Raw genomic sequence first — 25,549 nt, forward strand, 5'->3', positions numbered from 1 at the left:
CTCGCGACCATCGCACCCGCCGCTCCCGGACTGCTTCCGCTCCTGAAGCTCGGCGGGGGCGGGCTGGGCCGACCGATGCTGGAGTCTCTCGCACTGCTGCTGGCCGACCACCCGGGTGTGGTGCTGATCTTCGACGATCTGCACAACGTCACCAACCGGGCGATCATCGACGATCTGTGGTGGCTCGCCGATCACCTCCCGCCCAATGCGCACATGGTCTTCGCCTCGCGCACCGACCTCCGGCTGGCGCTGAGCAAACACCGCCTGCGATATTCGCTCCTGGAGCTGCGGCAGGCCGAGCTGGCCTTCGATTCCGGCGTCGCCACGGAGGTCGTCCACCGCATCACGGGCACGATCCCCAGCGATGCGACGGTCACTTCGCTCCTGGACAGCACCGAGGGGTGGGCCGCGGGCGTGCAGCTCGGTGCGATCACCCTGCGCTCCCAGGACGATCCCGAGATGTTCGCCGGACGGCTCGGGGGCACCGACCGGCTGATCTCGGAGTACCTCAGCGAGGAGGTGCTCAGTGCGCAGTCCGAGGAGCGGAGGAATCTGCTGCTCAGGCTCTCGGTCTTGGATCGGATGACGCCGAGCCTGGTCGAGTCGGTGATGCCGATCCGGGATGCCGAAGCGCTCTTCGACGAGCTGGAGCGGGATTCGATGTTCCTCGTCCGCATCGATGGGAACCACGAATGGTTCCGGTTCCACCACCTCTTCCGCGACCTGCTGCGCTACCGCCTGCGGGCACGGCACCCCGACGAGGAAGCGCGCATCCTCTCGGCGGCCGCCGAGTGGTACGAAGCGCACGGAGACCTGCATGCGGCGATCGAAAGCCTCCTGCAGGGCAGGGCTTGGAACAGGGCGATCGACCTGCTGCTCTCGCGCGGACGGGACGCCTACGAACGCGGCGAGATGACGACGATGGCCCGTTGGCTCGGCGCCATCCCCGAGGCCGCCCGCACCGCGCGGCCCTCGGCGGAGGCTCTCTACGGAATCGCTCTCGGCATGAGCGGTCGGGCGGCGCTGGGCGAGGACGTGCTTCGCGACCTCGCGGCGCGCACAGATCTCGAGCCCGGCCTCGTGGTGATCGTGCAGGCTTATCTGTCAGCCCTCGTGCAGTTCCGGCCGCAGGTCTCAGCGGCGCTCGCTGCCTCCCGGGAAGCCCTCCGGCTCCTCGGCGAGCGCCCTCCCCCTCCGCTGCCCGACCTGATGGGGCTGACGCACGCCGCTCTGCTGCAGACCCTCTCGCTCGGTTCGCGCGGGCGCGCGCATCTGCTGGCAGGAGACCTCCCCGAAGCGCGCGAATGGCTGACACGCTCGCTCGAGTCTCCCGGTGCGCAGTACTCGGCCTATCGCATCCACCTGCTGGGCTCGCTGGCGCTCGTCGAGGCCTGGGCCGGCCGACTGCAGATCGCGAAGACGCTCGCGGAGGAGGCGCTCGGGCTCGCGCGCGACGTGAATCTGCTGATCCATCCGGCGCCCGCGGACGCCTACCTCGCGCTCGCACTGGTCGCCGTACACCGCGGTCTGCCGCAGAGCGCCGCTTTCGCCCGACACGAGGGCGGAGTGCGGGCCGCATCCAATCAGCGCATCCAGCTCATGTGGATCGCCTGCCTCACGGGCGTCCTCTCCGACGACCCTCCGGAGCCGGGAAGCGAGCCGGCCAGTGCTGCACCGCCCATCGTCCAGGATGCGCTCGACGCGGCACACCACCGTGCGCGACGACTCGCCGGCGAGCCCGGAACGCCCGCTCGCGGACCGCGCGCCTGGTCGGCCCGGCTCGTCGAGGCCGTCGCGGATGCGCTGACCGCACGGCGGACGGCGGAGGCGCGCGCCCTCCTGGATGCCGCGGCGTTCACGCCCCGGGATGATGTTCCGCTCTGCACCGTCGAGCATCTCGTGCTGACCGGATGGCTCGCACACGTCGAGGGTCGATCCGGCGACTGCGCCCGGCGGCTCAGTGCTGCGCTCGAGCTCGCTGCCGAACACGGCATCGTGTCGGCATTCCTATGGGCCGGTCCGGACCTCGTGCGGCTGGTGGACGGCCTGCCGACAGCAGCGACGGCTTTCCGGCGAGAAGTGCTCCAACGCGCTCGAGAGAGCCTTCGCCCGTCCTCGCCGGACGGCGAGCTGACTGAACCGCTGACCGATCGCGAGCGCGAGCTGCTGGCGTATCTGCCGAGCCGTCTGACCAACGCGGAGCTGGCGGCGCAGTTCTTCGTCTCGGTCAACACCATCAAGACGCACACGGCCCACATCTACCGGAAGCTGGATGCGCCCAATCGCAGCGCCGCGGTCGCGCGCGCGACCGAGATCGGGCTGCTTTGAGCGACAGCCCGACGGCGCACGAGCGAAAGGCCGCCCCACACCTGGGACGGCCTTTCGAGAAAGCGATATGCGCTGAGTGCGACTAGCGGCGCAGTCCGAGACGCTCGATCAGCGAGCGATAGCGCGCGATGTCGATGTCCTGAAGATAGCCGAGCAGACGACGGCGCTGACCGACGAGCAGGAAGAGCCCACGACGCGAGTGATGGTCGTGCTTGTGCTCTTTGAGGTGCTCGGTGAGGTCCTTGATGCGCTGCGTCAGCATCGCAACCTGCACCTCGGGGGATCCGGTGTCACCGGGGTGCGTCGCGTACTGTTCGATGATCGCCTTCTTGACGTCTGATTCGAGTGCCATAGATGGGATCCCCTTTCTCCTCATTGCGCGGTGCCCGACGCCCGATGCGTGAGCTCTCTTCATCCGCGGCCGATCGAACGGCAACCTGAAGAGTCTACCAGTCGCGGAGCGCGGCCAGGAATGTCGCCTCCGGGATAGCCTCAAAGGATGCCCGGGCTGCGTCGCGATCACTTCATCGACCTCAGTCCGTTCCGATCGAGCCCCGCCTTCACCCGGATGTGGCTCGGCTCCACGCTCGCGGGCCTGGGCGGTCAGCTGACTCTCGTCGCGATCATGCTGCACATGTACGACCTGACCGGGTCGACGTTCGCGGTGGCGATGATCGCGGTCGCCGGCCTGGTCCCGATGATCGTCGCGGGTCTCTACGGCGGAATGCTCGCCGACGCCTTCGACCGGCGCCTGGTCGCCCTGATCGCGGCCACGGTCACACTCGCCTCCACCGTGCTGCTGGCCGCGCTCGCGTGGGCCCAGATGGAGACGGTCTGGTGGCTGTACGGCCTCAGCATCGTGAACTCCGCGGCCAACACCATCGTGATGGCCGCCCGCCAGGCGATCGTCCCCCGACTGATTCCCCGCGAGCTGCTGCCGGCGGCATCCGCTCTCAACGGCATCACCTTCGGAATCATGGTGATGGCCGGCCCCGCCTTGGCCGGAGTCCTCGTCGCTTTCGCCGGCTACGCGTGGACCTACTCCATCGACGTCGTGCTGATGATGTCGCTCTTCCTCGGGCTGTGGACGCTGCCGAGCATCCGACCCGAGGGGACGATCGTGCGCCCCGGCCTGGAATCGCTGCGCGACGGGTGGCGGTTCCTGAAGCGCGCGTCGAACATCCGGCTGCAGTTCATCCTCGACATCACGGCGATGACGTTCGGTCAGCCGCTGGCTCTGCTGCCTGCGATCGGCGCCGTGCTGCTGGGCGGCGGCCCGATCACGACGGGTGCCCTCACGGCATCCGTCGCGGCGGGCGCCTTCCTGTCGAGCCTGTTGTCGGGTCCGGCCGGCCGCGTCCGTCGGCAGGGCCTCGGAATCGAGCGGGCGATCCTCGTCTACGGCGGATCGATCGCCGCGTTCGGCGTGGTCCTCGGAGCAGCGGCGCTCGGCTGGTTCGCTCCCGGGGCGGTCGATGCGACCACGCCCAACCTCGTCCTGATCGTCGCGGCCGCGCTGACCCTCGCGGTCTCGGGCGCCGCCGACAACGTGAGCTCGATCTTCCGCAACACGATGGTTCAGGCCGCGGTGCCCGACGCGATCCGCGGCCGGCTGCAAGGAGTCTTCATCGTCGTGGTGGCCGGCGGACCGAGACTCGGTGCGCTCTACGCCGGAACCCTCGCGACCCTCACCGCGCTGTGGTTCCCGCCCCTGCTCGGGGGTTTTCTCATCATCGGACTCGTGTCGCTGCTCGTTCGCCTGAGCCCCCGGTTCCGCCTGTACGACGCCGAGCACCCGGTGCCCTAGCGAGACCGGAATGCCCGCGCCGCGCCGCAACCGTCGTCGGACGGCCGTACACCGGCGGATTTCGGACGCGGCATCCGCGACCGGGTCTGCGCGTCGCACCCCGCGGCTAGAGTCGCCGCGTGCCCACCGAATCAGCCACCACCGCCCGGGCGCCCAGCGACCTCGCGCGAGCTTCCAGCGGCCGTCCGCTCTCGCAGGGCTGGATCGTCGCCCAGTTCGTCCTGACCGGGATCATCTGGGGGTCGAGCTTCCTGTTCATGAAGGTCGCGCTCGACGGCATCTCGCCCGGTCAGGTCGTGTGGTCGCGGCTTCTGCTCGGCGGACTGACACTCGGGCTGTTCGTCGCGCTGCGTCGCGACCCGCTCCCGCGGAGCCTCAAGCTGTGGGGCCATATGACGGTGCTGGCCCTGTCGTTCTGCGTGGTGCCCTTCCTGCTCTTCTCCTGGGCGCAGCAGCATGTGACGTCGGGCCTCGCCAGCATCTACAACGCGACGACCCCGATCATGACGGCGGTCATGGCCGGGCTCCTGTTCCGCGTCGAGCGGCTGAAGCCGGTGCAGATCGCGGGCATCCTCGCGGGGATCCTGGGCGTCATGGTCATCATCGCCCCGTGGCAGGGGCTGGATCTGAATCAGAGCCTCATCGCGCAGTTCGCGATCCTCGGTGCGACCGCCTGCTACGGATTCAGCCTCGCGTACATGCGCAAGTTCGTCTCGCACTCGGGCATGAGCGCACTCGTGTTCTCGTTCCTGAACATCGGCATCGCCGCCGCGATCATGCTGGTGCTGACGCCGTTCGTCGCCCTGACACCGGTCGCGCTGAATCCCTGGATCATCGGCAGCGTGGTGCTGCTGGGATGTCTGGGCACGGGCGTGGTCTACATCTGGAACCAGAACACGCTCCGGGCCTGGGGTCCGACGCGCGCCTCGACCGTGACCTACATCACGCCGGTCGTCGGAGTCGCCCTCGGCATAGCTGTCCTCGGCGAGGAGCTCTCGTGGAACGAGCCGGTCGGCGCCGTGGTGGTGTTCGTCGGCATCCTGCTCGCGCAGGACAGGTTGAAGCCGCTCCACCGCGCCCGAGGCACCCGGCCCTGACGACCCGAGAGGGGTGGATGCCGCGGCATCCACCCCTCTCGCGTTCAGGTCAGTCCTGCTGCAGCGCGCCCTGCAGGTCGAGCGTGATGGTGACGTCCTTGCCGACGAGCACGCCGCCGGTCTCGAGCGCCGCGTTCCACGTGAGCCCGAAGTCCTCGCGGTTGATCACGGTCGTCGCGGTCGCGCCGGCCTTGTAGTTGCCCCACGGGTCGGATCCGAAGCCGCCGAAGTCGAACTCGAAGGTCACGGGCTTGGTGACGTCGCGGATGGTGAGGTCGCCGTCGACGAGCATCTCGCCCTTGTCGACGCGCACGCCGGTCGAGACGAAGTCGATCGACGGGTACGTCTCGACGTCGAAGAAGTCGGCTGAGCGAAGGTGCGCGTCGCGGCCCTCGTCCTTCGTGTCCAGCGACGTCGCGTCGACGTGCGCCTCGACCTTCGCCTCGAGCGGGTTCTCCGGGGCGATCAGCGTCGCGCTCTTGATGCCGAACGCGCCGCGCACCTTGGAGATCATCATGTGGCGGACGGTGAAGCCGACCTCGCTGTGGCTGGGGTCGAGCGCCCAGGTGCCGGGGCGGTAGCCGGGAACATCGATCGTGGTGGCGTCGGTCATTGTCATCCTTCGTCTCAGGCGGATGTCGCGCTGCGCGACAAGCTCATGACCGGGTGTAACTGCAGTGCTCCCATTTCTATTCCTCTGAATGGAAATATCTTTTCGTGGACGAGGGATGAAACGGACGAGGGGCGGATGCCGCGGCATCCGCCCCTCGAAGAATCGGACTCAGCCGACGGAGATGAGGTCGATGACGAAGATCAGCGTCTTGCCGCCGAGGAAGTGGCCGCCGGCCGGGCCGTACGCGAGGTGCGGCGGAATCACGAGCTCGCGGCGTCCGCCCTCCTTCATCCCGGGGATGCCGTCCTGCCAGCCCTGGATGAGGCCGCGCAGCGGGAACTGGATGCTCTCGCCACGGCTCCAGGAAGAGTCGAACTCTTCGCCGGAGTCGTACTCGACGCCGGCGTAGTGGACGGTCACGGTGTCGCCGGGCTTGGCCTCGGCCCCGTCCCCGACGATCAGGTCGCGGATGACGAGGTCATCGGGTGCCGGGCCGGCGGGGGCGTCGATCTCGGGCTTGGTTCGGTCATCTGTCATGACTCCATCCAACCTGAGCGCCCCCACGCGGGTCAACGCGAGGGTCCCGGCCCTTGACATGCCGCGACCGCCAAGGCAACCTGAACACAGACCAACTCAGCGCCCGGTAGTCACGCAGGCATAGCCGCGGCACCGGGCGCTGGGTTTTGTCAGGGGGCGAACATCGCCGCCCGGGCGGCTGCCGTCCGGGCGAGCAGAACGTGCTCGTCCTCACGCGCGTTCGCGTCCCGCCCGCTGATCGCACGCTGCCGCGCAGCGGCGAGAGCGGTCGCATCGGCGATGAATTCCTTCATGGTGCCGGTGCGATCACCCCGCAGGGTGCGCGCCCAGGCGAGCGCCGCACGGCGGCCGGAGCCGGTCGCGAGCATGTCGACCTCCTGCGCGGTGAACCAGCCCGCCGCGGCGTAGTCCCCGAGCCGGGAGCGCGTCAGGCGCGCTTCCTCACGACGCAAGCCGATGACGCCCAGGATGAAACCGACGAAGAGCGGAATCTGCAGCGTGAGGTACAGCAGGAAGAAGTCACCGAACACCGCGGAGCCGTTCCACAGCGCGTGCAGCGACATCGCCCCCAGCATTCCGAGCAGCCACGGCCCGACGGCTCGGCCGGCGCTCACTCCCCGTCGAGCGGCCAGCCCGAGTGCGAACCCGGTGATGCTCGTGAACATCACGTGCGCGAACGGCGAGAGGATGCCGCGGACGAAGAACGTCACCGACACATCCTCCACACCACCCTCGAGGAAGCTGACCGCGAAGTACTGGATGTTCTCGGTGAACGCGAATCCCGCCCCGATCAGTGCACCGTAGACGACGCCGTCGACCGGGCCGTCGAACGCGCGGCGCGCGGTCACGAAGATCACGTAGACGCCCAGCCCCTTGGCGAACTCCTCGACGATCGGCGCCTGCACCACCGCGGCGAACGCGTCCCTCGCGAGGGAATCATCCACGCCGAGGACCATCGAGATCAGCAGATCGAATCCCAGGGTGATCCCGACGGCGACGACGGCGCCCCACGCGACCGCAAGCACCAGCAGTCCGCGGGGCTCCGGCTCCCAGCGGTCGATGAGCCGGACGGCGAGGAGGACCGCCGCGAGCGGAACCAGCGCCAGCACCATCCCGATGATGGACGCGCTGGGACCGATCGCGGTGAGGAAGTAGCCGACGAGGCCGATCAGGATCAGCACGATCACGCCGATGATCCAGATGGGAGCGCTCCGGCCCCGCCGCGGCGTCACCGGCACGGCAGCCGGCGACCTGGGAGCCGGAGCGATCGCGGCGCCTCGCGAGACGCGCGGCTGCGCCAGCGGGGAGGCGAAGGGCGGAGGCGTGAGCGACGGACGGGCGGAGGAGTTCCGGGCGTCGGGCTGCCGCGGGTCATACGTCATGCGCACAGCCTAGGGGTGCACCGAACGCACCGCGCGGCAAGCGGCGCCCCGGTAGCGTGGAGCAATGCGCTTCGCCCACGTGTCCCTGCCGGGCTTGACAGGGCCGCGGCTCGCGGTGATACAAGGCGAGCACGCATGCGTCGTCGAGAACCTCTTCGAGGGAGCGCCCCGCTACCTCGAAGAGCTCATCGCGGGCGGTGACGAGTTGCTGCTCCGCGTGCGCGCGGCGGTCGAGAACGGCGAGACCCGGCATCCCCTCACCGACGTCTCTTTCGCATCCGCGGTCCTCGCGCCGCCCGTCATCCTCGCCATCGGCCTGAACTACGCCGCACACTCCAGCGAGCTGGGTCTGAAGACGGACTCGACGCCCACCGTCTTCGTGCTGTGGCCGAACTCCCTCAGTGCTCACGACGCGACGACGACATGGCCGAGATCGCTCAGCGAGTCCGTCGACTACGAAGCGGAGCTCGGGGTCATCATCGGCAGACCTGCGAAGGATGTCGCTCCGGAGGACGCCCTGTCCCATGTCTGGGGATACACCGTCGTGAACGACATCACGGCGCGCGACATCCAGTACTCCGAGGCTCAGTGGTCGCGCTGCAAATCCTTCGACGGCTTCACGCCGACGGGACCGTTCGTGGTCACCGCGGATGAGATCCCCGACCCGCAGGATCTCCACATCTGGACGGTGCTGGACGGGCGGACTCTTCAGGACGCGTCGACCGACCAGATGGTGCGGCCCGTGGCATCGCTCATCTCGCACCTGTCCGAGTCGGCGACACTGCTGCCGGGGACACTGATCTCGACGGGCAGCCCCGGCGGAGCAGGCTACTCACGCGACCCCCAGGTGTTCCTGCGCGACCGATCCACGGTCACCGTCGGGATCGACGGCATCGGTGCGCTGACCACGCACTGCCGCATCCTGGACTGACGGGGCCTGAGCCCGAACGCGACGACGGCGACGAGCGGAAGCCCATCGCCGTCGCCGTGAGGTCGGACTGCTACCCGCAGTCCAGTGTGATCGGAACGCCGTTGATCTCGTGCGTGCCGGTGCCGTACTCGGCACACAGTCTCGCGATCTCGCCGGCTGCGGCCACGCCGATGCTGATCGCGATGATGGCGATGATGATGCCGACGACGATCAGCACTGAGCTGATGATGATCGCGGCGAGGGCCCACCCGTTCTTGTGACCGGCCTTCCGGCTCTGCACCAGCGCGATGATGCCCAGGATGAGGGCCACGATCTGGATGAAGAACGACAGGATGAAGGCGACGATGCCCATCGTCTTGCCGGGGATCGTCGGGCCGGCGGCCGGGTCCCCGTAGGGCGCGGGCGGTGCCGCGGAGTACGCAGGCTGCGCGGGCTGGCCGTAAGCGGGCTGCCCGTACGCGGGCGGGGTGGGTGCGGGCGGCGGCGCGCCGTACCCGGGCGGCGGGGGCGGAATGTCCGGATTCTGCGGATCGGTCATGGCGGTCCTCTCGATCGGTGCGGTGGCTTCGAACGCTAGCGGTGACGGGCCCCGCCCGGCAATCCCCGCAGCCGCGGCGATCAGACCTCGATGTCAGGCGACTCCGCCGGGGTCCGCGAGACGGGAATCGCGGCGGTGATGGTCTCCAGGCCCGACAGGCGTGCGGGCGAGAGCTGCTTGATGCATTCCTCGCGCGTCATCAGTCCGGCCTCCACGACCAGGTCGGCCACGTTGCGTCCGGTGAGCAGCGCGGTCTTGGCGAGGGCGGCCGCTGCGGCGTATCCGATGAAGGGGGTGAGCGCCGTGACGACGCCGACGGAGGCGCCGACCATGGCACCGAGACGCTCCGTGTTCGCCGTGATCCCCTCGACGCAGTTGACGCGAAGGGTGTACATCGCTCGGCGCATCCACGTGATCGACTGGAAGATCGAGTGCGCGATGACCGGTTCGAAGGCATTCAGCTGAAGCTGACCGGCCTCGACGGCCATCGTCACGGTCATGTCGGCCCCGACGACGGCGAACGCGACCTGGTTCACCACTTCGGGGATCACCGGGTTGACCTTGCCCGGCATGATGCTCGAGCCGGCCTGACGGGCCGGCAGGTTGATCTCACCGAAGCCGGCCTGCGGGCCGCTGGAGAGCAGTCGAAGGTCGTTGCAGATCTTCGACAGCTTGATCGCGTTGCGCTTGAGCGATGACGAGAAGGACATGAACGCGCCGGTGTCGCTCGTGGACTCCACCAGATCGGTCGCCGTCTCGAGGTCGAGCCCGCTGATCTCGCGGAGATGGCGCAGCACCGCCTTGCCGTAGTCGGGGTGCGTCGTGATGCCCGTCCCGATGGCCGTGGCGCCCATGTTTATCTCGTACAGGAGGTAGGCGTTCTCCTTGAGGCGGCTGTAGTCCTCGCCGAGTGTCGTGGCGAATCCGTGGAACTCCTGGCCGAGGGTCATCGGCACGGCATCCTGGAGCTGGGTGCGCCCCACCTTGAGGATGTCGTGGAATTCGACCGCCTTCGCGAGGAACGCCCGGCGCAGCAGGTCGAGCTCTTCCAGAAGCGTCAGCAGGTCCAGCCCGAGTCCGACCTTGATGGCGGTGGGGTAGACGTCGTTGGTCGACTGGCTGCGGTTGGTGTCGTCGATCGGCGACAGGAAGGCGTAGTCGCCCTTCTCCCGCCCCGCGAGCTCGAGCGCGATATTGGTGATGACCTCATTCGCGTTCATGTTCGTCGACGTGCCCGCGCCGCCCTGGATGACCCCCACGACGAACTGGTCGTGGAACTGCCCGTCGATCACCAGCTGCGAGGCGCGGTCGATCAGCTCGGCCTTCTCGTCGTCGAGGGCGCCGATCTCGCGGTTGGCGCGAGCGGACGCCTGCTTGACCATCGCGAGCCCGCGCACCAGATCCTTGTAGACGGAGATGGGGCGCTTGGAGACCGGGAAGTTCTCCAGCGCGCGGGCGGTGTGGATGCCCCAGTAGGCGTCGGCAGGGATCTCCAGGGATCCCAATGAGTCGGTCTCGATGCGCATGCGCGTCATTGCGTCCAGAGCCATGTGTATGTCCTTGTGGGTCGGTCACGGCGATGTGAAAGGGATGCTTCGACACTACTCGCGCGAGGCCGCAGGCGAGCCGTACGGACCGGACAGTGGGCTCGCCCTCGCTGTACGCCAGGGCGATCGCAGCGCGGTTCGGCCGCAGCGTCGGCGGGGCCGCGGGGCTACCGGACGGATCAGCGGCCGCGCTTGCGAGAGAACGCCTCGAGGCGCTCGGCAGGCGTCAGGGCCGCCATCCGCTCGACCCAGTCCGCCGAGAAGTAGTCCCCGGTGGGGGCATCCACGACCGGGACCACGGCGTGGGTGATCGTGTCGTCATAGACGTGCACGAGATGGAACGATTGCCCGGCATCCATGCCGTTGACCTCGACCGCCGGACGCGCGAGGTTCATGGTGTAGCAGGTCGCGGCGGCGACGCTCACCGGTATGCCGGCGAAGGTGCCGCTCGTGGAGTGATGCAGATGGCCGCCGAGGATTGCTCGCACGTCGGTACCTGCCAGCACGCGGGCGAGTCGACCCTGGTCTCGAAGCTCCAGGATGTCGAACAGCGGGATGTGGGTCGGCAGCGGCGGATGGTGCATGGCCAGGATGGTCCCCAGCGGCGCAGGCGTGGCCAGCACGCCCTGAAGCCAGCTGAGCTGGGCGTCGTCGAGGTCGCCGTGATGCCAGCCGGGAACGGACGTGTCGAGGGCGACCAGACGCAGGCCCCCGAGATCCCACACGCCCGTCAGGGCGTCTTCGCTCGGCTCGAGGTCAAGCAGGTCGCGGCGCAGAGCCGGTCGCTCGTCGTGGTTGCCGGCGACCCAGATCAGGGGCGAACCCATTCGCTGCGCCACAGGCTCGACCGCCTCGCGCAGGGCCGCGTACGCCTCGGGCTCGCCGAGATCGGTGAGATCCCCGGTGAACACCATGGCATCGGGCCGGATGCCGAGGCCCTCGACGGATTCGAGGGTGCGGCGCAGGTTCGCCGCGGTGTCGTAGCGGCCGCCGAGCGCGACATTTCCGGCGAGCAGGTGCGTGTCGCTCACGTGAACGATCGTGCGCCGCGCGGAAGGGTGTTGACCGAATTGCACGGATGCCGCGTCCATGCCTTCAGCCTACGGGGAGGCGCCGACCTGCCATGCGGGCGGGCATCCGGTCGCCGTGTCCGGCGTGCCGGGCGGAGCCTCAGTGATTGAAGATGATCAGCAGGAGTCCCGCGAGCACCGCGATCGCGCACAGGCCGAAGGAGAGGTAGGCGCCGATCGCGGCGAGCTGGCGCTGGCCTGGGGTCAATGGATTCTTCCGCGCCGCCTTCGCCGCCGCTTTCGCCGCCCGCTTCGCATCCTTCTCGGTGATCACCGTGATCGCATCCGTGAATTCGGCCGGCCCGACGACCGGGACCCGGCCGGCCCGGACGAGCAGACGCAGTCCCACCGAGTAGAACCCGACCACCAGCACCGCGGCGAGAAGCGCGGCGACGAAGACCTGGACGAAGGCGATCCAGTCGATCGAGATGTTCACTTCGTGCCCTCCTTCTCGCGGCGGGCCTCAGCGCGGACGGCGGCTCGCTGGCGACGAGTCGGAGGCGGATTGCGCTTGACCTTGACCGCCGTGCCCGATTCCGCGACCTCGCTCATCGCATTCGCTGCGGTCACTGCGTTGCGGCGGGACAGCAGGAAGATCGTGAGGATCACGACGACGGCGAAGATCGCGTCGATCAGGATGCCCCAGCCTCCGAGCCACGCGACGACGAGCGCCATGACGCCGCCCACGGCTCCCGCGGCGGGCAGGGTGAAGAGCCAGCCCACCATGATGCGGCCGGCAGTGCGCCAGCGCACCGTGGAGCCTCGGCGTCCGAGTCCGGAGCCGATCACCGAGCCCGACGCGACCTGGGTCGTCGACAGTGCGAAGCCGAGGGCGCTCGAGGCGAGAATCGTGGAGGCGGTCGAGGTCTCGGCCGAGAAGCCCTGCGCCGGCTTGACGTCCGTGAGTCCCTTGCCCAGGGTGCGGATGATGCGCCAGCCGCCCATGTAGGTGCCCAGGGCGATCGTGATCCCGCACGCCAGGATGACCCACAGCTGCGGCTCAGACTCCGCACTGCTCTGCCAGCCGGCGATGATCAGGGTCAGGGTGATCACACCCATCGTCTTCTGCGCGTCGTTGGTGCCATGGGCCAATGCCACCAGCGATGAGGTGAAGATCTGCCCCCAGCGGAAGCCGTCGCGTCCGTCCGGCTTCGCGTCGTGGCGACGGGTGATCGCGTATGCGAGACGCGTCGCGGTGAAGGCGATGATCCCCGCGGTGAGCGGAGCCAGGATCGCAGGCAGGATCACTTTGCTGAGGACGACGCTGTAGTCGATCGCCATCCAGCCGGCACCCACGATGGTGGCGCCGATGAGTCCGCCGAACAATGCGTGCGACGAGCTCGACGGCAGACCGAGGAGCCAGGTGAACATGTTCCACGTGATCGCTCCGATCAGTCCCGCGAAGATCAGGGGCAGGAAGGCGTTCGAATCGATCTGGTCCTCGCGGATGATGCCGTGCGAGATGGTCTGCGACACCTCCGTCGAGAGGAAGGCGCCGACGAGGTTGAGGACAGCCGCGATCAGCACGGCGACCTTGGGCTTGAGAGCGCCCGTGGCGATGGGCGTGGCCATCGCGTTGGCCGTGTCGTGGAAGCCGTTCGTGAAATCGAAGAACAGCGCCAGCACGATCACCAGCACGACGATCAGGGTTGCGGTTTCCACCGATTGCTTTCCGAGAGAGTGGAAGAGTGGGGTGCCGACGGAATCGGCGTTGCGAACGAAGAGTTCACGGCGAATTAAGGAACCGGCAACCGGCTAGTAAGAATCCTTACACCGCCCCTGCATCCGGTCAACTCAGCCACTTCGCGGACCGCCCCGACCGGAGCGCCTCGGATCCACTCCCGCTCGGCGCCCGAAGGGGTGTTGAATGAGCCGCACGTCCCACCTCGCCGGGGCAGAATCGGGTCGCATATGAAGAAGTGGTTGGTCGTCCTGATCCTGGGTGCCGCCCAGTTCGTGATGGTCCTGGACAGCACGGTCATGAACGTGTCGATCTCTTCCGTGGTCTCAGACCTCGACAGCAGCGTGACGGCGATGCAGACGGCCATCACGTTCTACACGCTGACGATGGCCGCCACGATGCTGCTCGGGGCGAAGCTCGGGGATATCTGGGGCCGCAAGCGCGCTCTGGTGATCGGGTGCATCGTCTACGCGATCGGCTCCCTGATGACGGCGTTCAGTCCCAACATGACGGTGCTGTTCCTGGGATGGTCGATCATCGAAGGTCTCGGCGCGGTGCTGGTCATCCCGGCGATCGCCGCGCTCCTTGCGGACAACTACGAGGGTCGGGAGCGGATCACGGGCTTCGCCGCGATCGGCGCGGTGTCCGGTGCCGGAGTGGCCGCCGGACCGCTCATCGGCGGGTTCATGACCACGTATTTCAGCTGGCGCTACGTGTTCGTCGGCGAGGTGGTGATACTCCTCTTCGTCGTGATCTTCGCGGGGAGGATCGCCGAGAAGGCCGTGCGCCAGAGCATCCGCATCGACCTGCTGAGCGTGCTGCTGTCGGCGCTCGGTCTCGTCGGTGTCGTCTACGGGATGCTGCAGAGCAAGGTGTGGGGCTGGATCGTGCCGATGAATCCGCCCGTGGTGAACGGTGTCGAGATCGCCCCGCTGGGCATCTCGCTCTCGGCGTGGCTGATCGTCGTCGGAATAGCCCTGCTCGCGCTGTTCTTCGTCCGGCAGCGCCGCCTCGTCGCGAAGGGGCGCGACCCGCTCATCCATGCCGACCTGCTGTCGATCCGGCAGCTGCGGAGCGGACTCAGCGTCCTGGGCGGGCAGTACGCGATCATCGCGGGGCTGTTCTTCATGGTGCCCGTCTACCTGCAGATGACGCTCGGGTTCGATGCGCTCCAGACCGGCTGGCGGATCTTCCCGCTGTCGATCTCACTCATCCTCTTCTCGATCTTCGGAACCCGCCTCTCGACGCGCTGGTCCGCGCGTCGCGTGGTCCGCGTCGGGCAGTGGGTACTCGTCGCAAGCGCGATCCTCCTGCTCACGGCGATCGATCCCGAGCTGTCCAGCCCGGCGTTCGGGATCGGGATGTTCTGCGCCGGCGCGGGGCTCGGACTGCTGGCCTCCCAGCTCGGAAACGTCAACATGTCGGCTGTCACCGCCAAGGACACGAGCGAGGTCGGCGGTCTGCAGGGCGTCTTCCAGAACCTCGGCTCCTCACTCGGAACCGCGCTGATCGGCTCTATCCTGATCGGCGCGCTGGCGTCATCGTTCGCCGGAGGCGTCGCGCAGAGCACTCTGCCCGAGCAGACCCAGGCGATCGTGAACGAACGCACGGCGGGCGGAGTCGAGATCGTGCCGGCATCCACGGTTCACAAGATCGCCACGGATGCCGGGCTGTCCGTCGAAGAAGCCGCCGAGCTCGAGGCGGTGTACGTGGAGTCGCAGCTCTCCTCGCTGCGCACGGCCTTCTTCGGATTGATCCTGCTCGCGCTGCTGTCACTGCTCGTGTCGGGCGGCATCCCGAACGAAGTGCCGTTGCCGCGACCAGCGCGCGCCCCCACCGCGAGCGCGTAGCCGACCGGCCTGGCGCGCGGACTCGTCGGCTACCGTGAGACGGTGACCACCGACGCCGCCGCACCCGCCCCTCCCCCCGTCGCCACCCGCAATCCGATCGTCCGAAGCCACCACGGCGACGACGTCGAGGACGCATACGAGTGGTTTCGCGCCAAGGAGGAGGCCGCCGTCATCGCGCACCTCGAAGCGGAGAATGCCTACACGAACGAGCGCACGGCGCACCTCGCGGGGCTCCAGGACGAGATCTTCGACGAGATCAAAGGGCGCACCCTCGAGACCGACCTGTCGGTTCCGACGCGGCGCGGCGACTGGTGGTACTACGGCCGCACGGCCGAAGGCAAGCAGTACGGCATCCAGTGCCGGGCGCCGCTCGCCTCCGCCGATGACTGGACGCCACCGGAACCGGCGCCGGACGTCGAGGTCGAGGGCGAGCAGGTGCTGCTCGACGGCAACATCGAAGCCGAAGGGCACGATTTCTTCTCGCTCGGCAGCTTCGAGGTGACCACGGCGGGCGACCGGATGCTGTACGGCGTCGACATCGCGGGCGACGAGCGGTACACCGTCCGCGTACGCGACCTCGTCACGGGCGAGCAGCTTGCCGATGAGATCCCGGACACCTTCGCCGGCGCCACCTTCTCGCCCGACGGCCGCTTCATCGTGTACACGACCGTCGACGACGCATGGCGACCCGACACCGTCTGGCTGCACGAACTGGGCACGCCGGTCGATCAGGACCAGAAGCTCTTCCACGAACCCGACGAGCGGTACTGGGTCGGCGCGGGATTCACGCGGAGCGACCGCTACCTCGTCATCGGGATCGGCTCGTCGATCACGTCGGAGGAGTGGGTGCTCGACGCCGACGACCTCCGTTCCGAGCCGCGGGTGGTCTGGCCCCGGCGCGAGGGTGTCGAGTACGACTCATCGCACGCGGTCATCGACGGGCAGGACGTGCTGTTGATCCTCCACAACGACGGCGCGCTGGATTTCGAGCTGGTCCGGGTGGCGGCATCCGACCCCACCGGCGCGCGGCAGGTCGTCGTGCCGCACCGCCCCGGCGAGCGCCTGCTGGGCGTATCCACGTTCCGTGACTGGGGCGTGCTCGGGTACCGGCGCGGAGGACTGGCGCGCCTCGGGATGCTCGACTACTCGAACGGATCGGTCGCGGAGCTCCAGTTCGACGAGCCCCTGTACTCGGTCGGCAGCGGGGGCAACCCGGAGTGGGCTCCCCCGCTCATCCGGATCGGCTACGGCTCGTTCGTCACCCCCGGCACCGTGTACGACTACGAAGTCGCCACCGGTGAGCTGCTGCTGCGCAAGCGCCAGCCCGTGCTGGGCGGATACGATCCGGAGGATTACGCACAGGCTCGCGTGTGGGCCACCGCGCAGGACGGCACGCAGCTGCCCATCTCGCTCGTCTGGAAGCGATCCTTCGGAGACGCCGGCGTCGCCCCACGTCCGCTGCACCTGTACGGCTACGGCTCCTACGAGCACTCGATCGAGCCGGGCTTCTCGGTGCCGCGGCTGTCGGAGCTCGACCGCGGTGTCATCTTCGCCGTCGCGCACGTCCGCGGCGGAGGCGAGATGGGCCGGCAGTGGTACGAGGACGGCAAGCTGCTGCGCAAGCGCAACACCTTCACCGACTTCGTCGACAGCGCCCTGCACCTCGTCGATGCCGGGTACACGACGGCCGACCGGCTGGTCGCCGAGGGAGGTTCGGCGGGCGGTCTGCTGATGGGGGCGGTCGCCAACCTCGCGCCCGAGCTGTTCGCCGGCATCCTCGCGGACGTCCCGTTCGTGGACGCGCTCACGACGATCCTCGACCCGTCGCTGCCGCTGACGGTGATCGAGTGGGACGAGTGGGGCGATCCGCTGCACAACGCGGACGTCTACGCCTACATGAAGTCCTATTCGCCGTACGAGAACGTGCGGGCGGATGTCGCATACCCCCGCATCCTGGCTGTGACCTCGCTCAACGACACCCGCGTGCTCTACGTGGAGCCCGCGAAGTGGGTCGCGCGGCTGCGCGAGGTCGGCGCCGATGCCCTGCTGAAGTGCGAGATGGTCGCCGGTCACGGCGGGGTCAGCGGCCGCTACAACGCGTGGCGGGAGCGCGCCTTCGAGCTGGCGTGGCTGCTGGACGTGCTGGGCGCGGCCGACGCCTGAGGCCCGTGGTCGGCTCGAACCGGAGGATTCTCGTCCAACGGAGGTGCGCTGCCCTGCCGCTCAGCGAAACTGCCACGGTTCGGCGTGGTCATCGGGGCAGAGAGCGCGGGTGCTCGCTGAGCATTTCGAGCATGGCGGTGTTCATCGGCCGGACCGGGACCAACCCGCCTGCCCGCAGCTTCGCCAGCAGGTTGCGCCAGTGCATCGTGTCACTCCAATCCCACCGGATGACTGGTCCGACGTTCCTGCGAAGGCGATCCTCGCGGCGCTTCTCGTCGACGAAGTGCGATCTTGCGGCGGCGACGTTGTCAGCGTCGTACTTGCCGTAGCCGTCGGACTCGCCGATGACGCCTCGCCGGCCCCAGAAGAAGCCGGCGCGGTCCGTTCGGCCCTCGAATCTGAACTCAGCCTGGAACTCGGGCTCCTCGCACCTCAGCCATTCGATCACCGCCCTGCTCACGGACTCGCCGACCGATTCCGCGAGGCGCGTCGCTCGTGCCTGCACCCAGTCGAGCTGCCGCAGGCCTCGCCGGTTCAACTGCGCTCGACCGCCGGCGCTCAGATCGATCGGCGGTTGCCCGACAGGCTGGGACCTGAGCAGCGCGTCGGCAACGGCCAGCGCGAAGGCGGGCGGGAGGACGCGGCAGAGGTCGAGGGCGGTATCGACCGCGCTTGTGAGCCGGATCCCCTCGGCGCGTGTTGTGCGACGGCCATCTCGGAGGCCGTGCACCGCCACATCCCCCTCGTGCCATGTCGACCCGTCGGCGCTGAGTAGGTGCACCAGACGGGGTTCGCCGAATGTCGGCATACCCCGCAGCGCCGCGGATGACTCAAGGCAGAAGACCGGATCCACCCAAGTTCGCGCCACGGCATGCACGCGCGCGAGGTAGCGCTCCCACGGTGCGAGCGCGGCCCAGTCGTTCACGCGGGCGTAAACACCCGGCCGCACGCGGTGCAGCTGACGGTCGCGGTCGAGCCGCTGGACAGTCGCTGGCTGGTCTCGTGTGAGGAAGAGGGTGAGCGGTGCGGGTCGGATCACATGACGACACTGGCGGCCCAGCGCACTGGAATGCGCCGACCTCGACGATCGCGTGGAAGTACTCTCCGTGCGCGCGACTGTGGAGGATCGAACCAGAGCGATCGGAGCGAACCGGCGGACCACGCCCCTGTGTTGGACGAGATCGCCTTGGTTCGCATTCCGGCGCGACAACAGCGTCAATCGGATGCCGCGGCCCTCGGCATCCGGTCAGCCGAACAGCGCCGCGGCCTCTTCGTAGCGGTACAGCGGGACCTTGTTGAGCTCGCCCAGAGCCTCGGCGAACGGCACGCGCACGATGTCGGTGCCGCGCATCGCCACCATCTGTCCCCACGAACCCTCGACGATCGCGTCGGCGGTGTGCAGGCCGAGGCGGGTTGCCAGGACGCGGTCGAACGCGGAGGGCGAGCCGCCGCGCTGGATGTGACCGAGGACCGTGGAGCGCGTCTCGATGCCCGTGATCCGCTCGATCTCGGGCGCGAGGACCTCGCTGATGCCGCCGAGCCGTGGACGGTTGAAGGCATCCAGGCCCTTGTCGCTGAACGCCTCGTCCATGCCGGTCAGCGTGAACCCCTCGGACACCACGACGAGCGGCGCCCGGCCGCGGTCGTGCGCCTTCGAGACGAGCGCGCAGATGTCGTCGATCGACATGGGCACTTCGGGGATGCAGATGGCGTGGGCGCCGGCGGCGATGCCCGCATGCAGCGCGATCCAGCCGACGTGGCGGCCCATGACCTCGGCGACCATGCACCGCTGGTGCGAATCCCCCGTGGTCCGCAGCCGGTCCATCGCGTCGGTGGCGATGTTGACGGCCGTGTCGAAGCCGAACGAGTAGTCGGTGGCCCGCAGGTCGTTGTCGATCGTCTTCGGGACGCCGAGGACGTTGATGCCGTCTTTGGAGAGCCGATCCGCGGCAGCGAGAGTCCCCTCGCCGCCGATTGCGACGATGCCGTCGATGCGGTGCCCGTAGAGGGTCTTCGCGATGTTCTCCGCGCCGCCTCGACCGCCGTCGTACGGGTTCGTGCGGCTGGTGCCGAGGATGGTCCCGCCGACCTTCGACAGGCCCTTCACCTCGTGCCGGGTGAGCGGGAAGAAGTCCGCGTCCACCACGCCGCGCCACCCGTCGCGGATGCCCACGAACTCGATGTCATAGCTCGTGGTGCCCTTGAGCACGATGCCTCGGATGACCGCGTTCAGTCCGGGGCAGTCGCCGCCGCTGGTGAGGATGCCGATCTTCATGCTGTGGTCCTTGCTGTCGGGTCTCGATCGGGCGACGCTGCCACCAACGACCCTATCGTCGGCGATGCAGCGCAGGCCACTCGGCCCGACCGCGGATCAGTCCGCTCCGAGCGCCTGCCGGGTCAGGTGCATGAGCGCCGAAAGCTGCACGGAATCGCTCGACTGCGGGTCGACCGCTTCACCGTCGAGGGCTCGAGCCGCGAGCCCCTGCTTCGAGTCGATGAGCTCGGCGATCTTCGTGTCGATCGTGTGCGCCGCGATGATGCGCCACGCCGTGACGGGCTCGTCCTGACCGATGCGGTGCACCCGGTCGATCGCCTGCGTCTGCTCGGCAGCGGTCCACGACAGCTCCGCGAGGACGACGTTCGATGCGGCCTGCATGTTCACGCCGACGCCGGCGGCGGTCAGCGAGCACACCGCGATGCCCACGCCGGGGTCGTTGTTGAACGCGTCGATGGCCTGCTGGCGGGCCGGAGTGGTCTGATCGCCGCGCACCGAGATGGTCCGCAGCCCGGCGTTGGCGAAGTGCGCCTCCGCGGCATCCATCACGTCGATGTGCTTCGCGAAGAACACCACCTTGCCGACCGAGCGCTGCAGCTGGACGGCGTAGTCGGCGGCCAGCAGGGCCTTGGCCTGCCCGATCTTGCGGACCATGGTGAAGACGTTCTCCGAGCCGTTTCCTGCGGCCTTCGACTCGTCCAGCTCGTTCTGCGCGACCAGGCGCACGATGTCCGGGTCGACCTCACCCGCCGCGAGCCCGCGATCGCCGCGCGCATCGATGATGCGACGATAGCGATCGGCGAGCCGCGTTCCGAGCTCGCGCTCGGCCTGCCGGATGGAGCGACCGAACTCGTCGTCCAGCTCGACCGGCAGATCGGCGATGAGCTTGTCGGGAAGGTCGGCCGCGACGTCCTTCTTCTTGCGCCGCACGATCCCCATCGAGATGACGGCGCTGCGCGCCTCGGGGTAGAACGCCTTGTCGGCGGGCGTCAGGCCGGTCTCGTCGAGGCGCTCCATGAGCAGCGGGCCCGGCTTCTCGCCGGTCGTCCAGCCGAGGTAGCGCCAGATCGCGTCGAAGTCCTCGACGTCATTGATCAGCGGGGTTCCGGTCAGCGCCAGCAGGAGCGGGTTGCGCACCTGCTCGCGAATGCGCGCGGCCAGGGCGAGGACGTTCTGCGAGCGCTGCGACCCGAGGTTCTTGATGAAGTGGGCCTCATCGACCACCATGCCCTTGAGCCCGATCGTGCTGAGCCACGAGAGGTGCCGGTCGAGGATCTCGTAGTTGACGATGAACACGTCCGCGAACGCGTCGACGTCCTCGCCGTCGCCGGAGATCACGGTGGCGCGCCGCTGCGGGGTCCAGCGCTCGACCTCGCGCGCCCAGTTCATCTTGACGACGTTGGGGACCACGGCCAGCAGCGGGTACGCACCCGCGACGGATGCGGCCAGCACCGACTCCGCGGTCTTGCCGAGTCCCGGCTCGTCGGCGAGGAGGAACGTGCGGTGCCCGGCGCGGACAGACTCGAGGAATCGCGACTGGTGCACCATGATCTCGGAGCCCTTGGGCGAGAGTCGGTCGAACTCGGGGACCGGGGGCAGCTCCATCGAGGCCTGGCCGCCGCCCGCGCCGGTCTCGAACGCCTTGTACAGGGGGCCCATGAGCTCCCAGCCGTCGAGGCGGCGACGCGGTGTCTCCTTCGGCGCGCGTGCGCTGAGGTCGGGTGCCAGGAACGGATTGGCCATCTGCCGCGACTCGATGGTCGGCGGCACGACCTGCCGTTCGGCGAGCGCCGCGGGAACCAGATTCGTCGCCTGCGGAGCGGCGTCCGTGATGATCAGCTCGTCCGGGGCGAGTTCCGCGCCCGATTCGAGGAGCCAGTCGCGGCGCATGCGCCGCGCGACCGGGCTCGCGGCCTGGTCGACCTCCAGCAGCTGGATCAGCGAAGTGTCGCGGGCCGCCGTCTTGGCGAGGATGGTCGCGACCCCGTCGAGGCGCTTGAGGAGCTCGGACCGCGCGGCATCCGCCAGTGTGGTGTCGGCCTTGACCCGCGCGCGCTCTTCGCGCACGAGGAACGCGATCACCTGGAACTTGACGCGGTTGGTCGGGCCGAGCTTGCCGCGCTGCGCCTTCGCCTCCACCTCGCGCACCTTGCGGGCGAGGATGGGGATGATGGGCGCCTCGTCATCGCGGCGCGACGACGAGGGCTTCCTGCGTCGCTGTGCCGCTGAGCCTTGTGCGGCCGTTGCCGTGGTCGGCATGCTCCTCCTGAGCGTGTGTGCCGGATACTCCGGCGGTGACCGGTCGGGACCGGCGAGGTCGGCGTGCTCCCGCGGGCGGCATGTGCCGTCACGAACGCGGGACGGGATGTCGGCGCCTCCGGCCGCGGGTACTCGCTTCTGCGAGCTGCGGCGATGTCGGCGAAGAGATCCTCGGCTGCCAGTCTAGCGGAATCCCGCCGGAATCAGCCCCAGAGAGTCGCGATGATGTCCTCGGTGTATCCATCCTGCGCGAAGTTGATCGTCGCGGTCGAAACCCAGGCGTTCCCTCTCAGCACCTGCGTCTCACCGAGCGGCACGATGTCGTCGTCCTGATCGATCACGGTCTGCTCGAATCGGCAGACCGTGCCGGCATCGATCGGCTCGCAGGCGAAGCCGGCGGCAGCGAACGCATCGAGCAGCGCAGCCGACTGCGTCGCGTCGACGATCGACACGTTGGTGGCGAGCCCCGTCTCGCTCGGCGCACCCCACGTGCAGCGGATCGTCGGGATGCCGGAGGTGAGGATCTCCAGCGCGCCGACGTTCTGAGTCGAGGTCATCGTGACGTCGGGATGGTTCAGCGGCCCCTTCTCCTGCAGGGCGGCGAGCATGGCCGGTGAGTAGAGCTGCTCGCAGGCGGTGGGCAGCTCGATCTCGTCGCCGGTCGTGGCGGTCGCGGTGGGCGTGGGTGTGGGTGAGGCGACGGATGCCGACGGCGAGGGCGACGCGGTCGTGCTCGGTGACGCGCTGGACGTCGGCTCCGGCTGGCAACCGACCAGCCCGAGCGAGAGGGTGAGTGCGGCTGCCGCACCCGCCGCGACGCGCAGCACCGCGATGCGACGCGAGGACGCGGGGGACATGGCACCTCCGGGATCGTGATCCTCGGCCCAGGCTATCGTTCGCCTGCGACGCCCTGCTGCCACATCGACAGTGTCGCGGGATCGTCGGTCACGATACCGTCCACGCCGAGGGCCGTGACCTCATCCCACTGCGTGTCGCTGTTGAGGGTGTAGACGACCACGCGGATCCCCGCGGAGTGGAGCTCGTCGACGACCTCGGGACGATCCAGGATCGCCTTGCGTCGGACGATGATCCCCCGCACCATCGCCTCCTTCGCCGCGCTCACGACATCCCGAGGCAGTGCACGCAGGCTGAACAGCCGCGGGATCACGGTGGACGCGGCCTCGGCCGCCGCAAGCGTGCGCGCATCGAAGCTCGATATCGCGATCCGCCGCTCGAGGTCGCGTGCGAGCACCTCGGCGATCGCCGCCTCGACGGCTGCGGGGTCCCACTCGCCCTTCAGCTCGACGATCGCCCGTCGGCCCGAGCCGGCCAGCACGTCGAGGAACTCCGCCAACGTCGGTATCGGCGTACCGGCGTACTCCTGGCCGAACCACGATCCCGCGTCGAGGGCCCGCACCTCCGCGAGGGTCAGAGACGACAGCCGGCCGTGGCCGTCGGTCGTGCGGTCGACGGTGGCGTCGTGCAAGAGCACCGGGTGCCGGTCGGCGGTGAGCGCGACATCCACCTCGACGTAGTCGAAGCCCGCGGCCAGCGCTGCGGTGATCGCGGGAAGCGTGTTCTCCGGAGCGGCGGCTCCCCCACCGCGGTGGCTGGCGATGAACGCCGCCTCGCCGGCGGTCCTGGTCTCGCCGAGGAGCTCGGTGGCGCTCACCCGGGCAGGCGTCGCCCCGAGGAAGGCGACGATGAGGCTCGCTACCGCGAGGACGCAGACGATCAGGAGCGGCTGGAGGCGATCGCGTGCAGAGTCGACTAAAGGGTCGTCGGGCATCGGGCATGTCCTTCGGCTGAACCCGCGTCGTCGTCGACGCGTGGGTCCACCCTAGCGGGCCCGTTATCGTTTCGTTATCGAGTACCGCTCCGGGTTCAGATCATGCTCTTGGTGTGCCAGACGGTCTTGGTCTCGGTGAACGCGCTGATGCGGTCGAGGCTCGGGGCCGCGGCATCCGGACCTTCATCGGGTGGCAGCACTCGCTTGAGCGTGTCGGCTGCAGCGATCTGCAGATCGACCCAGTCGAGCCGTCCGGCGCCGACCAGGTCGAGCGCGTTGACGTCTGCGTGCGAGGCGAGCCATGGGGCGATCTCGGCCGGTGACCCGGTGAGGATGTTGACGACTCCTCCGGGTACGTCGGAGGTGGCCAGCACCTCGGCGAGGCTGATCGCCGAGAGCGGCAGGCGCTCGCTGGCGACGACCACGACGGTGTTGCCCGTCACCAGCGGCGGCGCGACCGCCGACACGAACCCGAGCAGGGAGGAGTCCTGCGGCGCCACGACGGCGACGACCCCGGTGGGCTCGGGCACCGAGATGTTGAAGTACGGACCGGCGACGGGATTCGCGTTGCCGGTCACCTGTGCGTGCTTGTCGGTCCAGCCTGCGTACCAGACCCAGCGGTCGATCGCCTCATCGACCTGGGCGGATGCCGCTGCCGAGGAGACCCCTTCGAGCCGGGTGATCTCGTCCACGAACTGAGCTCGTCGCCCCTCGAGCAGCTCGGCGATGCGGTAGAGACCCTGACCTCGGTTGTAGGCGGTCGCAGCTGACCAGCCCTTCAGCGCCTTGCGCGCCGCCGCGATCGCGTCGCGCGCGTCCTTGCGGGACGCCTTGGCGACGTTGGCGACGAAGTCGCCCCGTGCGCTGTCGATCTCGTAGGTGCGGCCGGACTCGCTGCGCGGGAACGCACCGCCGATATAGAGCTTGTACGTCTTGGGAACGGCGAGGCGGGTCATCGCTTAGCCCCCTTTGAGATACGAGAAGTTCGAGCCGGAGCTCCCGATGCGGATGCCGTGGCCCCCGCGGCAAGCGCCGTCTGACGGGCCCGCGGTGCGGAGGAGCCGGGGGCGAGGTAGGCGGCGAGCCCGTGCCGGCCGCCCTCACGGCCGTAGCCCGACTCCTTGTAGCCGCCGAACGGCGAGGACGGGTCGAACCGGTTGAAGGTGTTGGCCCACACCACGCCCGCCCGCAGGCGGTCGGCCACGGCGAGGATGCGTGAGCCCTTGTCCGTCCAGATGCCCGCGGACAGGCCGTACGGCGTGTTGTTGGCCTTCTCGATCGCCTCCGCGGGCGTGCGGAACGTGAGCACGGACAGCACCGGGCCGAAGATCTCCTCGCGGGCGATCCGGTGGGCCTGCGAGACGCCGGTGAACACGGTCGGCGGGAACCAGAAGCCGTGGGTGGGCAGCTCGCAGGGCGCCGACCAGCGCTCGGAGCCCTCGGACTCGCCGACCTCGGACAGCTCCCGAATCCGGCCGAGCTGCTCGGCGGAGTTGATCGCGCCGATGTCAGTGTTCTTGTCGAGTGGATCACCGACACGGAGCGTGCCAAGACGCCGCTTGAGCGACTCGAGCAAGCTGTCGTAGATCGACTCCTGGACGAGGAGTCGCGACCCCGCGCAGCAGACGTGGCCCTGGTTGAAGAAGATGCCGTTCACGATGCCCTCGACCGCCTGGTCGACC

At 68.7% G+C, this 25,549-nt stretch carries 22 protein-coding genes; 6 read left to right on the forward strand and 16 right to left on the reverse strand.

All coding sequences use genetic code 11. The features are described from left to right. On the forward strand, positions 1-2,328 hold a 2,328-nt coding region (locus tag VFX99_RS08095), incomplete at its 5' end, for a LuxR C-terminal-related transcriptional regulator (protein WP_329665783.1). Between the two features lie 82 nt (positions 2,329-2,410). Here VFX99_RS08095 and rpsO read toward each other — a convergent pair. Next, a complete protein-coding gene (gene rpsO / locus VFX99_RS08100; RefSeq protein WP_091705598.1) occupies positions 2,411-2,680 on the reverse strand; it encodes a 30S ribosomal protein S15 in 270 nt (89 codons plus the stop codon). 147 nt (positions 2,681-2,827) lie between these two features. Between rpsO and VFX99_RS08105 the strand changes: the two genes are divergently transcribed. Together VFX99_RS08105 and VFX99_RS08110 are read left to right on the forward strand one after the other, a co-directional pair. After that, the gene (locus VFX99_RS08105) at positions 2,828-4,135 is read left to right on the forward strand and encodes an MFS transporter (protein WP_329665784.1); all 1,308 of its coding nucleotides are present in this window, start codon (positions 2,828-2,830) and stop codon (positions 4,133-4,135) included. Between the two features lie 119 nt (positions 4,136-4,254). Then, positions 4,255-5,232: a DMT family transporter gene (locus VFX99_RS08110; protein ID WP_414684342.1), complete on the forward strand. Its 978-nt coding sequence runs from the start codon at positions 4,255-4,257 to the stop codon at positions 5,230-5,232. 49 nt (positions 5,233-5,281) lie between these two features. Here VFX99_RS08110 and VFX99_RS08115 read toward each other — a convergent pair whose 3' ends face one another. The 3 genes from VFX99_RS08115 to VFX99_RS08125 all read right to left on the reverse strand — a co-directional run bounded on the left by VFX99_RS08115 (position 5,282) and on the right by VFX99_RS08125 (position 7,764). Then, positions 5,282-5,845, reverse strand: coding sequence for a YceI family protein (locus VFX99_RS08115; RefSeq protein ID WP_329665785.1), 564 nt, complete (start codon positions 5,843-5,845; stop codon positions 5,282-5,284). 168 nt (positions 5,846-6,013) lie between these two features. Further along, positions 6,014-6,382: an FKBP-type peptidyl-prolyl cis-trans isomerase gene (locus tag VFX99_RS08120; protein ID WP_329665786.1), complete on the reverse strand. Its 369-nt coding sequence runs from the start codon at positions 6,380-6,382 to the stop codon at positions 6,014-6,016. 149 nt (positions 6,383-6,531) lie between these two features. After that, positions 6,532-7,764 carry a PrsW family intramembrane metalloprotease gene (locus VFX99_RS08125; RefSeq protein ID WP_329665787.1) on the reverse strand — a complete coding sequence of 411 codons (1,233 nt, stop codon included), beginning with the start codon at positions 7,762-7,764 and terminating at the stop codon, positions 6,532-6,534. Between the two features lie 64 nt (positions 7,765-7,828). Here VFX99_RS08125 and VFX99_RS08130 point away from each other — a divergent pair, with 64 nt between their 5' ends. Then, complete coding sequence (locus tag VFX99_RS08130; protein WP_329665788.1) at positions 7,829-8,695, forward strand: fumarylacetoacetate hydrolase family protein; 867 nt, start codon at positions 7,829-7,831, stop codon at positions 8,693-8,695. Between the two features lie 70 nt (positions 8,696-8,765). On the opposite strand, the gene VFX99_RS08135 is transcribed toward VFX99_RS08130, so the two are convergent. The 5 genes from VFX99_RS08135 to VFX99_RS08155 form a co-directional block, all read right to left on the reverse strand. Further along, a complete protein-coding gene (locus tag VFX99_RS08135) occupies positions 8,766-9,233 on the reverse strand; it encodes a DUF4190 domain-containing protein (RefSeq protein WP_329665789.1) in 468 nt (155 codons plus the stop codon). Between the two features lie 80 nt (positions 9,234-9,313). Further along, complete coding sequence (locus tag VFX99_RS08140) at positions 9,314-10,783, reverse strand: aspartate ammonia-lyase (protein ID WP_329665790.1); 1,470 nt, start codon at positions 10,781-10,783, stop codon at positions 9,314-9,316. Positions 10,784-10,959: 176 nt separating this feature from the next. Next, positions 10,960-11,871 (reverse strand): phosphodiesterase, encoded by a 912-nt coding sequence (locus tag VFX99_RS08145; protein ID WP_329665791.1) that lies wholly within the window; start codon positions 11,869-11,871, stop codon positions 10,960-10,962. Between the two features lie 79 nt (positions 11,872-11,950). Further along, positions 11,951-12,286: a peptidase gene (locus tag VFX99_RS08150; RefSeq protein ID WP_329665792.1), complete on the reverse strand. Its 336-nt coding sequence runs from the start codon at positions 12,284-12,286 to the stop codon at positions 11,951-11,953. Continuing rightward, positions 12,283-13,512, reverse strand: coding sequence for an inorganic phosphate transporter (locus VFX99_RS08155; RefSeq protein ID WP_329665793.1), 1,230 nt, complete (start codon positions 13,510-13,512; stop codon positions 12,283-12,285). The genes VFX99_RS08150 and VFX99_RS08155 overlap by 4 nt, the downstream gene beginning before the upstream one ends. A 249-nt stretch (positions 13,513-13,761) precedes the next feature. Here VFX99_RS08155 and VFX99_RS08160 point away from each other — a divergent pair, with 249 nt between their 5' ends. Continuing rightward, positions 13,762-15,381, forward strand: coding sequence for an MFS transporter (locus VFX99_RS08160; protein WP_329665794.1), 1,620 nt, complete (start codon positions 13,762-13,764; stop codon positions 15,379-15,381). 42 nt (positions 15,382-15,423) lie between these two features. Next, a complete protein-coding gene (locus VFX99_RS08165) occupies positions 15,424-17,544 on the forward strand; it encodes a S9 family peptidase (RefSeq protein ID WP_329665795.1) in 2,121 nt (706 codons plus the stop codon). Positions 17,545-17,632: 88 nt separating this feature from the next. Here the strand turns inward: VFX99_RS08165 and VFX99_RS08170 are convergent, their stop codons facing one another. The 7 genes from VFX99_RS08170 to VFX99_RS08200 all read right to left on the reverse strand — a co-directional run. Continuing rightward, positions 17,633-18,583, reverse strand: a complete 951-nt coding sequence (locus VFX99_RS08170) for a hypothetical protein (RefSeq protein WP_329665796.1) — start codon at positions 18,581-18,583, stop codon at positions 17,633-17,635. A gap of 207 nt (positions 18,584-18,790) precedes the next feature. Then, on the reverse strand, positions 18,791-19,819 hold the full coding sequence (locus tag VFX99_RS08175) for an ATP-dependent 6-phosphofructokinase (protein WP_329665797.1): 1,029 nt from the start codon (positions 19,817-19,819) through the stop codon (positions 18,791-18,793). Positions 19,820-19,915: 96 nt separating this feature from the next. Further along, positions 19,916-22,078 (reverse strand): DEAD/DEAH box helicase, encoded by a 2,163-nt coding sequence (locus tag VFX99_RS08180; protein WP_329665798.1) that lies wholly within the window; start codon positions 22,076-22,078, stop codon positions 19,916-19,918. A 203-nt stretch (positions 22,079-22,281) separates the two neighbouring features. After that, the gene (locus VFX99_RS08185; protein ID WP_329665799.1) at positions 22,282-22,935 is read right to left on the reverse strand and encodes a hypothetical protein; all 654 of its coding nucleotides are present in this window, start codon (positions 22,933-22,935) and stop codon (positions 22,282-22,284) included. Between the two features lie 32 nt (positions 22,936-22,967). Further along, complete coding sequence (locus VFX99_RS08190; protein ID WP_329665800.1) at positions 22,968-23,867, reverse strand: glycerophosphodiester phosphodiesterase; 900 nt, start codon at positions 23,865-23,867, stop codon at positions 22,968-22,970. Between the two features lie 95 nt (positions 23,868-23,962). Continuing rightward, entirely contained in the window at positions 23,963-24,823 is an 861-nt protein-coding gene (locus VFX99_RS08195; RefSeq protein ID WP_329665801.1) for an aldehyde dehydrogenase family protein, read from the reverse strand. Continuing rightward, the coding region (locus VFX99_RS08200; RefSeq protein ID WP_329665802.1) for an aldehyde dehydrogenase family protein at positions 24,820-25,549 on the reverse strand (730 nt) is incomplete at its 5' end. The genes VFX99_RS08195 and VFX99_RS08200, both read right to left, overlap by 4 nt.

This window comes from Microbacterium sp., assembly GCF_036277215.1.
GTDB lineage: Bacteria > Actinomycetota > Actinomycetes > Actinomycetales > Microbacteriaceae > Microbacterium.

Excerpts from the sequence above, each read along its gene's own strand:
- rpsO (WP_091705598.1), bottom strand. The coding sequence starts at position 2,680 with ATGGCACTCGAATCAGACGTCAAGAAGGCGATCATCGAACAGTACGCG.
- VFX99_RS08105 (WP_329665784.1), top strand. The coding sequence starts at position 2,828 with ATGCCCGGGCTGCGTCGCGATCACTTCATCGACCTCAGTCCGTTCCGA.
- VFX99_RS08115 (WP_329665785.1), bottom strand. The coding sequence starts at position 5,845 with ATGACCGACGCCACCACGATCGATGTTCCCGGCTACCGCCCCGGCACC.
- VFX99_RS08120 (WP_329665786.1), bottom strand. The coding sequence starts at position 6,382 with ATGACAGATGACCGAACCAAGCCCGAGATCGACGCCCCCGCCGGCCCG.
- VFX99_RS08125 (WP_329665787.1), bottom strand. The coding sequence starts at position 7,764 with ATGACGTATGACCCGCGGCAGCCCGACGCCCGGAACTCCTCCGCCCGT.
- VFX99_RS08130 (WP_329665788.1), top strand. The coding sequence starts at position 7,829 with ATGCGCTTCGCCCACGTGTCCCTGCCGGGCTTGACAGGGCCGCGGCTC.
- VFX99_RS08135 (WP_329665789.1), bottom strand. The coding sequence starts at position 9,233 with ATGACCGATCCGCAGAATCCGGACATTCCGCCCCCGCCGCCCGGGTAC.
- VFX99_RS08140 (WP_329665790.1), bottom strand. The coding sequence starts at position 10,783 with ATGGCTCTGGACGCAATGACGCGCATGCGCATCGAGACCGACTCATTG.
- VFX99_RS08145 (WP_329665791.1), bottom strand. The coding sequence starts at position 11,871 with ATGGACGCGGCATCCGTGCAATTCGGTCAACACCCTTCCGCGCGGCGC.
- VFX99_RS08160 (WP_329665794.1), top strand. The coding sequence starts at position 13,762 with ATGAAGAAGTGGTTGGTCGTCCTGATCCTGGGTGCCGCCCAGTTCGTG.
- VFX99_RS08175 (WP_329665797.1), bottom strand. The coding sequence starts at position 19,819 with ATGAAGATCGGCATCCTCACCAGCGGCGGCGACTGCCCCGGACTGAAC.
- VFX99_RS08180 (WP_329665798.1), bottom strand. The coding sequence starts at position 22,078 with ATGCCGACCACGGCAACGGCCGCACAAGGCTCAGCGGCACAGCGACGC.
- VFX99_RS08185 (WP_329665799.1), bottom strand. The coding sequence starts at position 22,935 with ATGTCCCCCGCGTCCTCGCGTCGCATCGCGGTGCTGCGCGTCGCGGCG.
- VFX99_RS08190 (WP_329665800.1), bottom strand. The coding sequence starts at position 23,867 with ATGCCCGACGACCCTTTAGTCGACTCTGCACGCGATCGCCTCCAGCCG.
- VFX99_RS08195 (WP_329665801.1), bottom strand. The coding sequence starts at position 24,823 with ATGACCCGCCTCGCCGTTCCCAAGACGTACAAGCTCTATATCGGCGGT.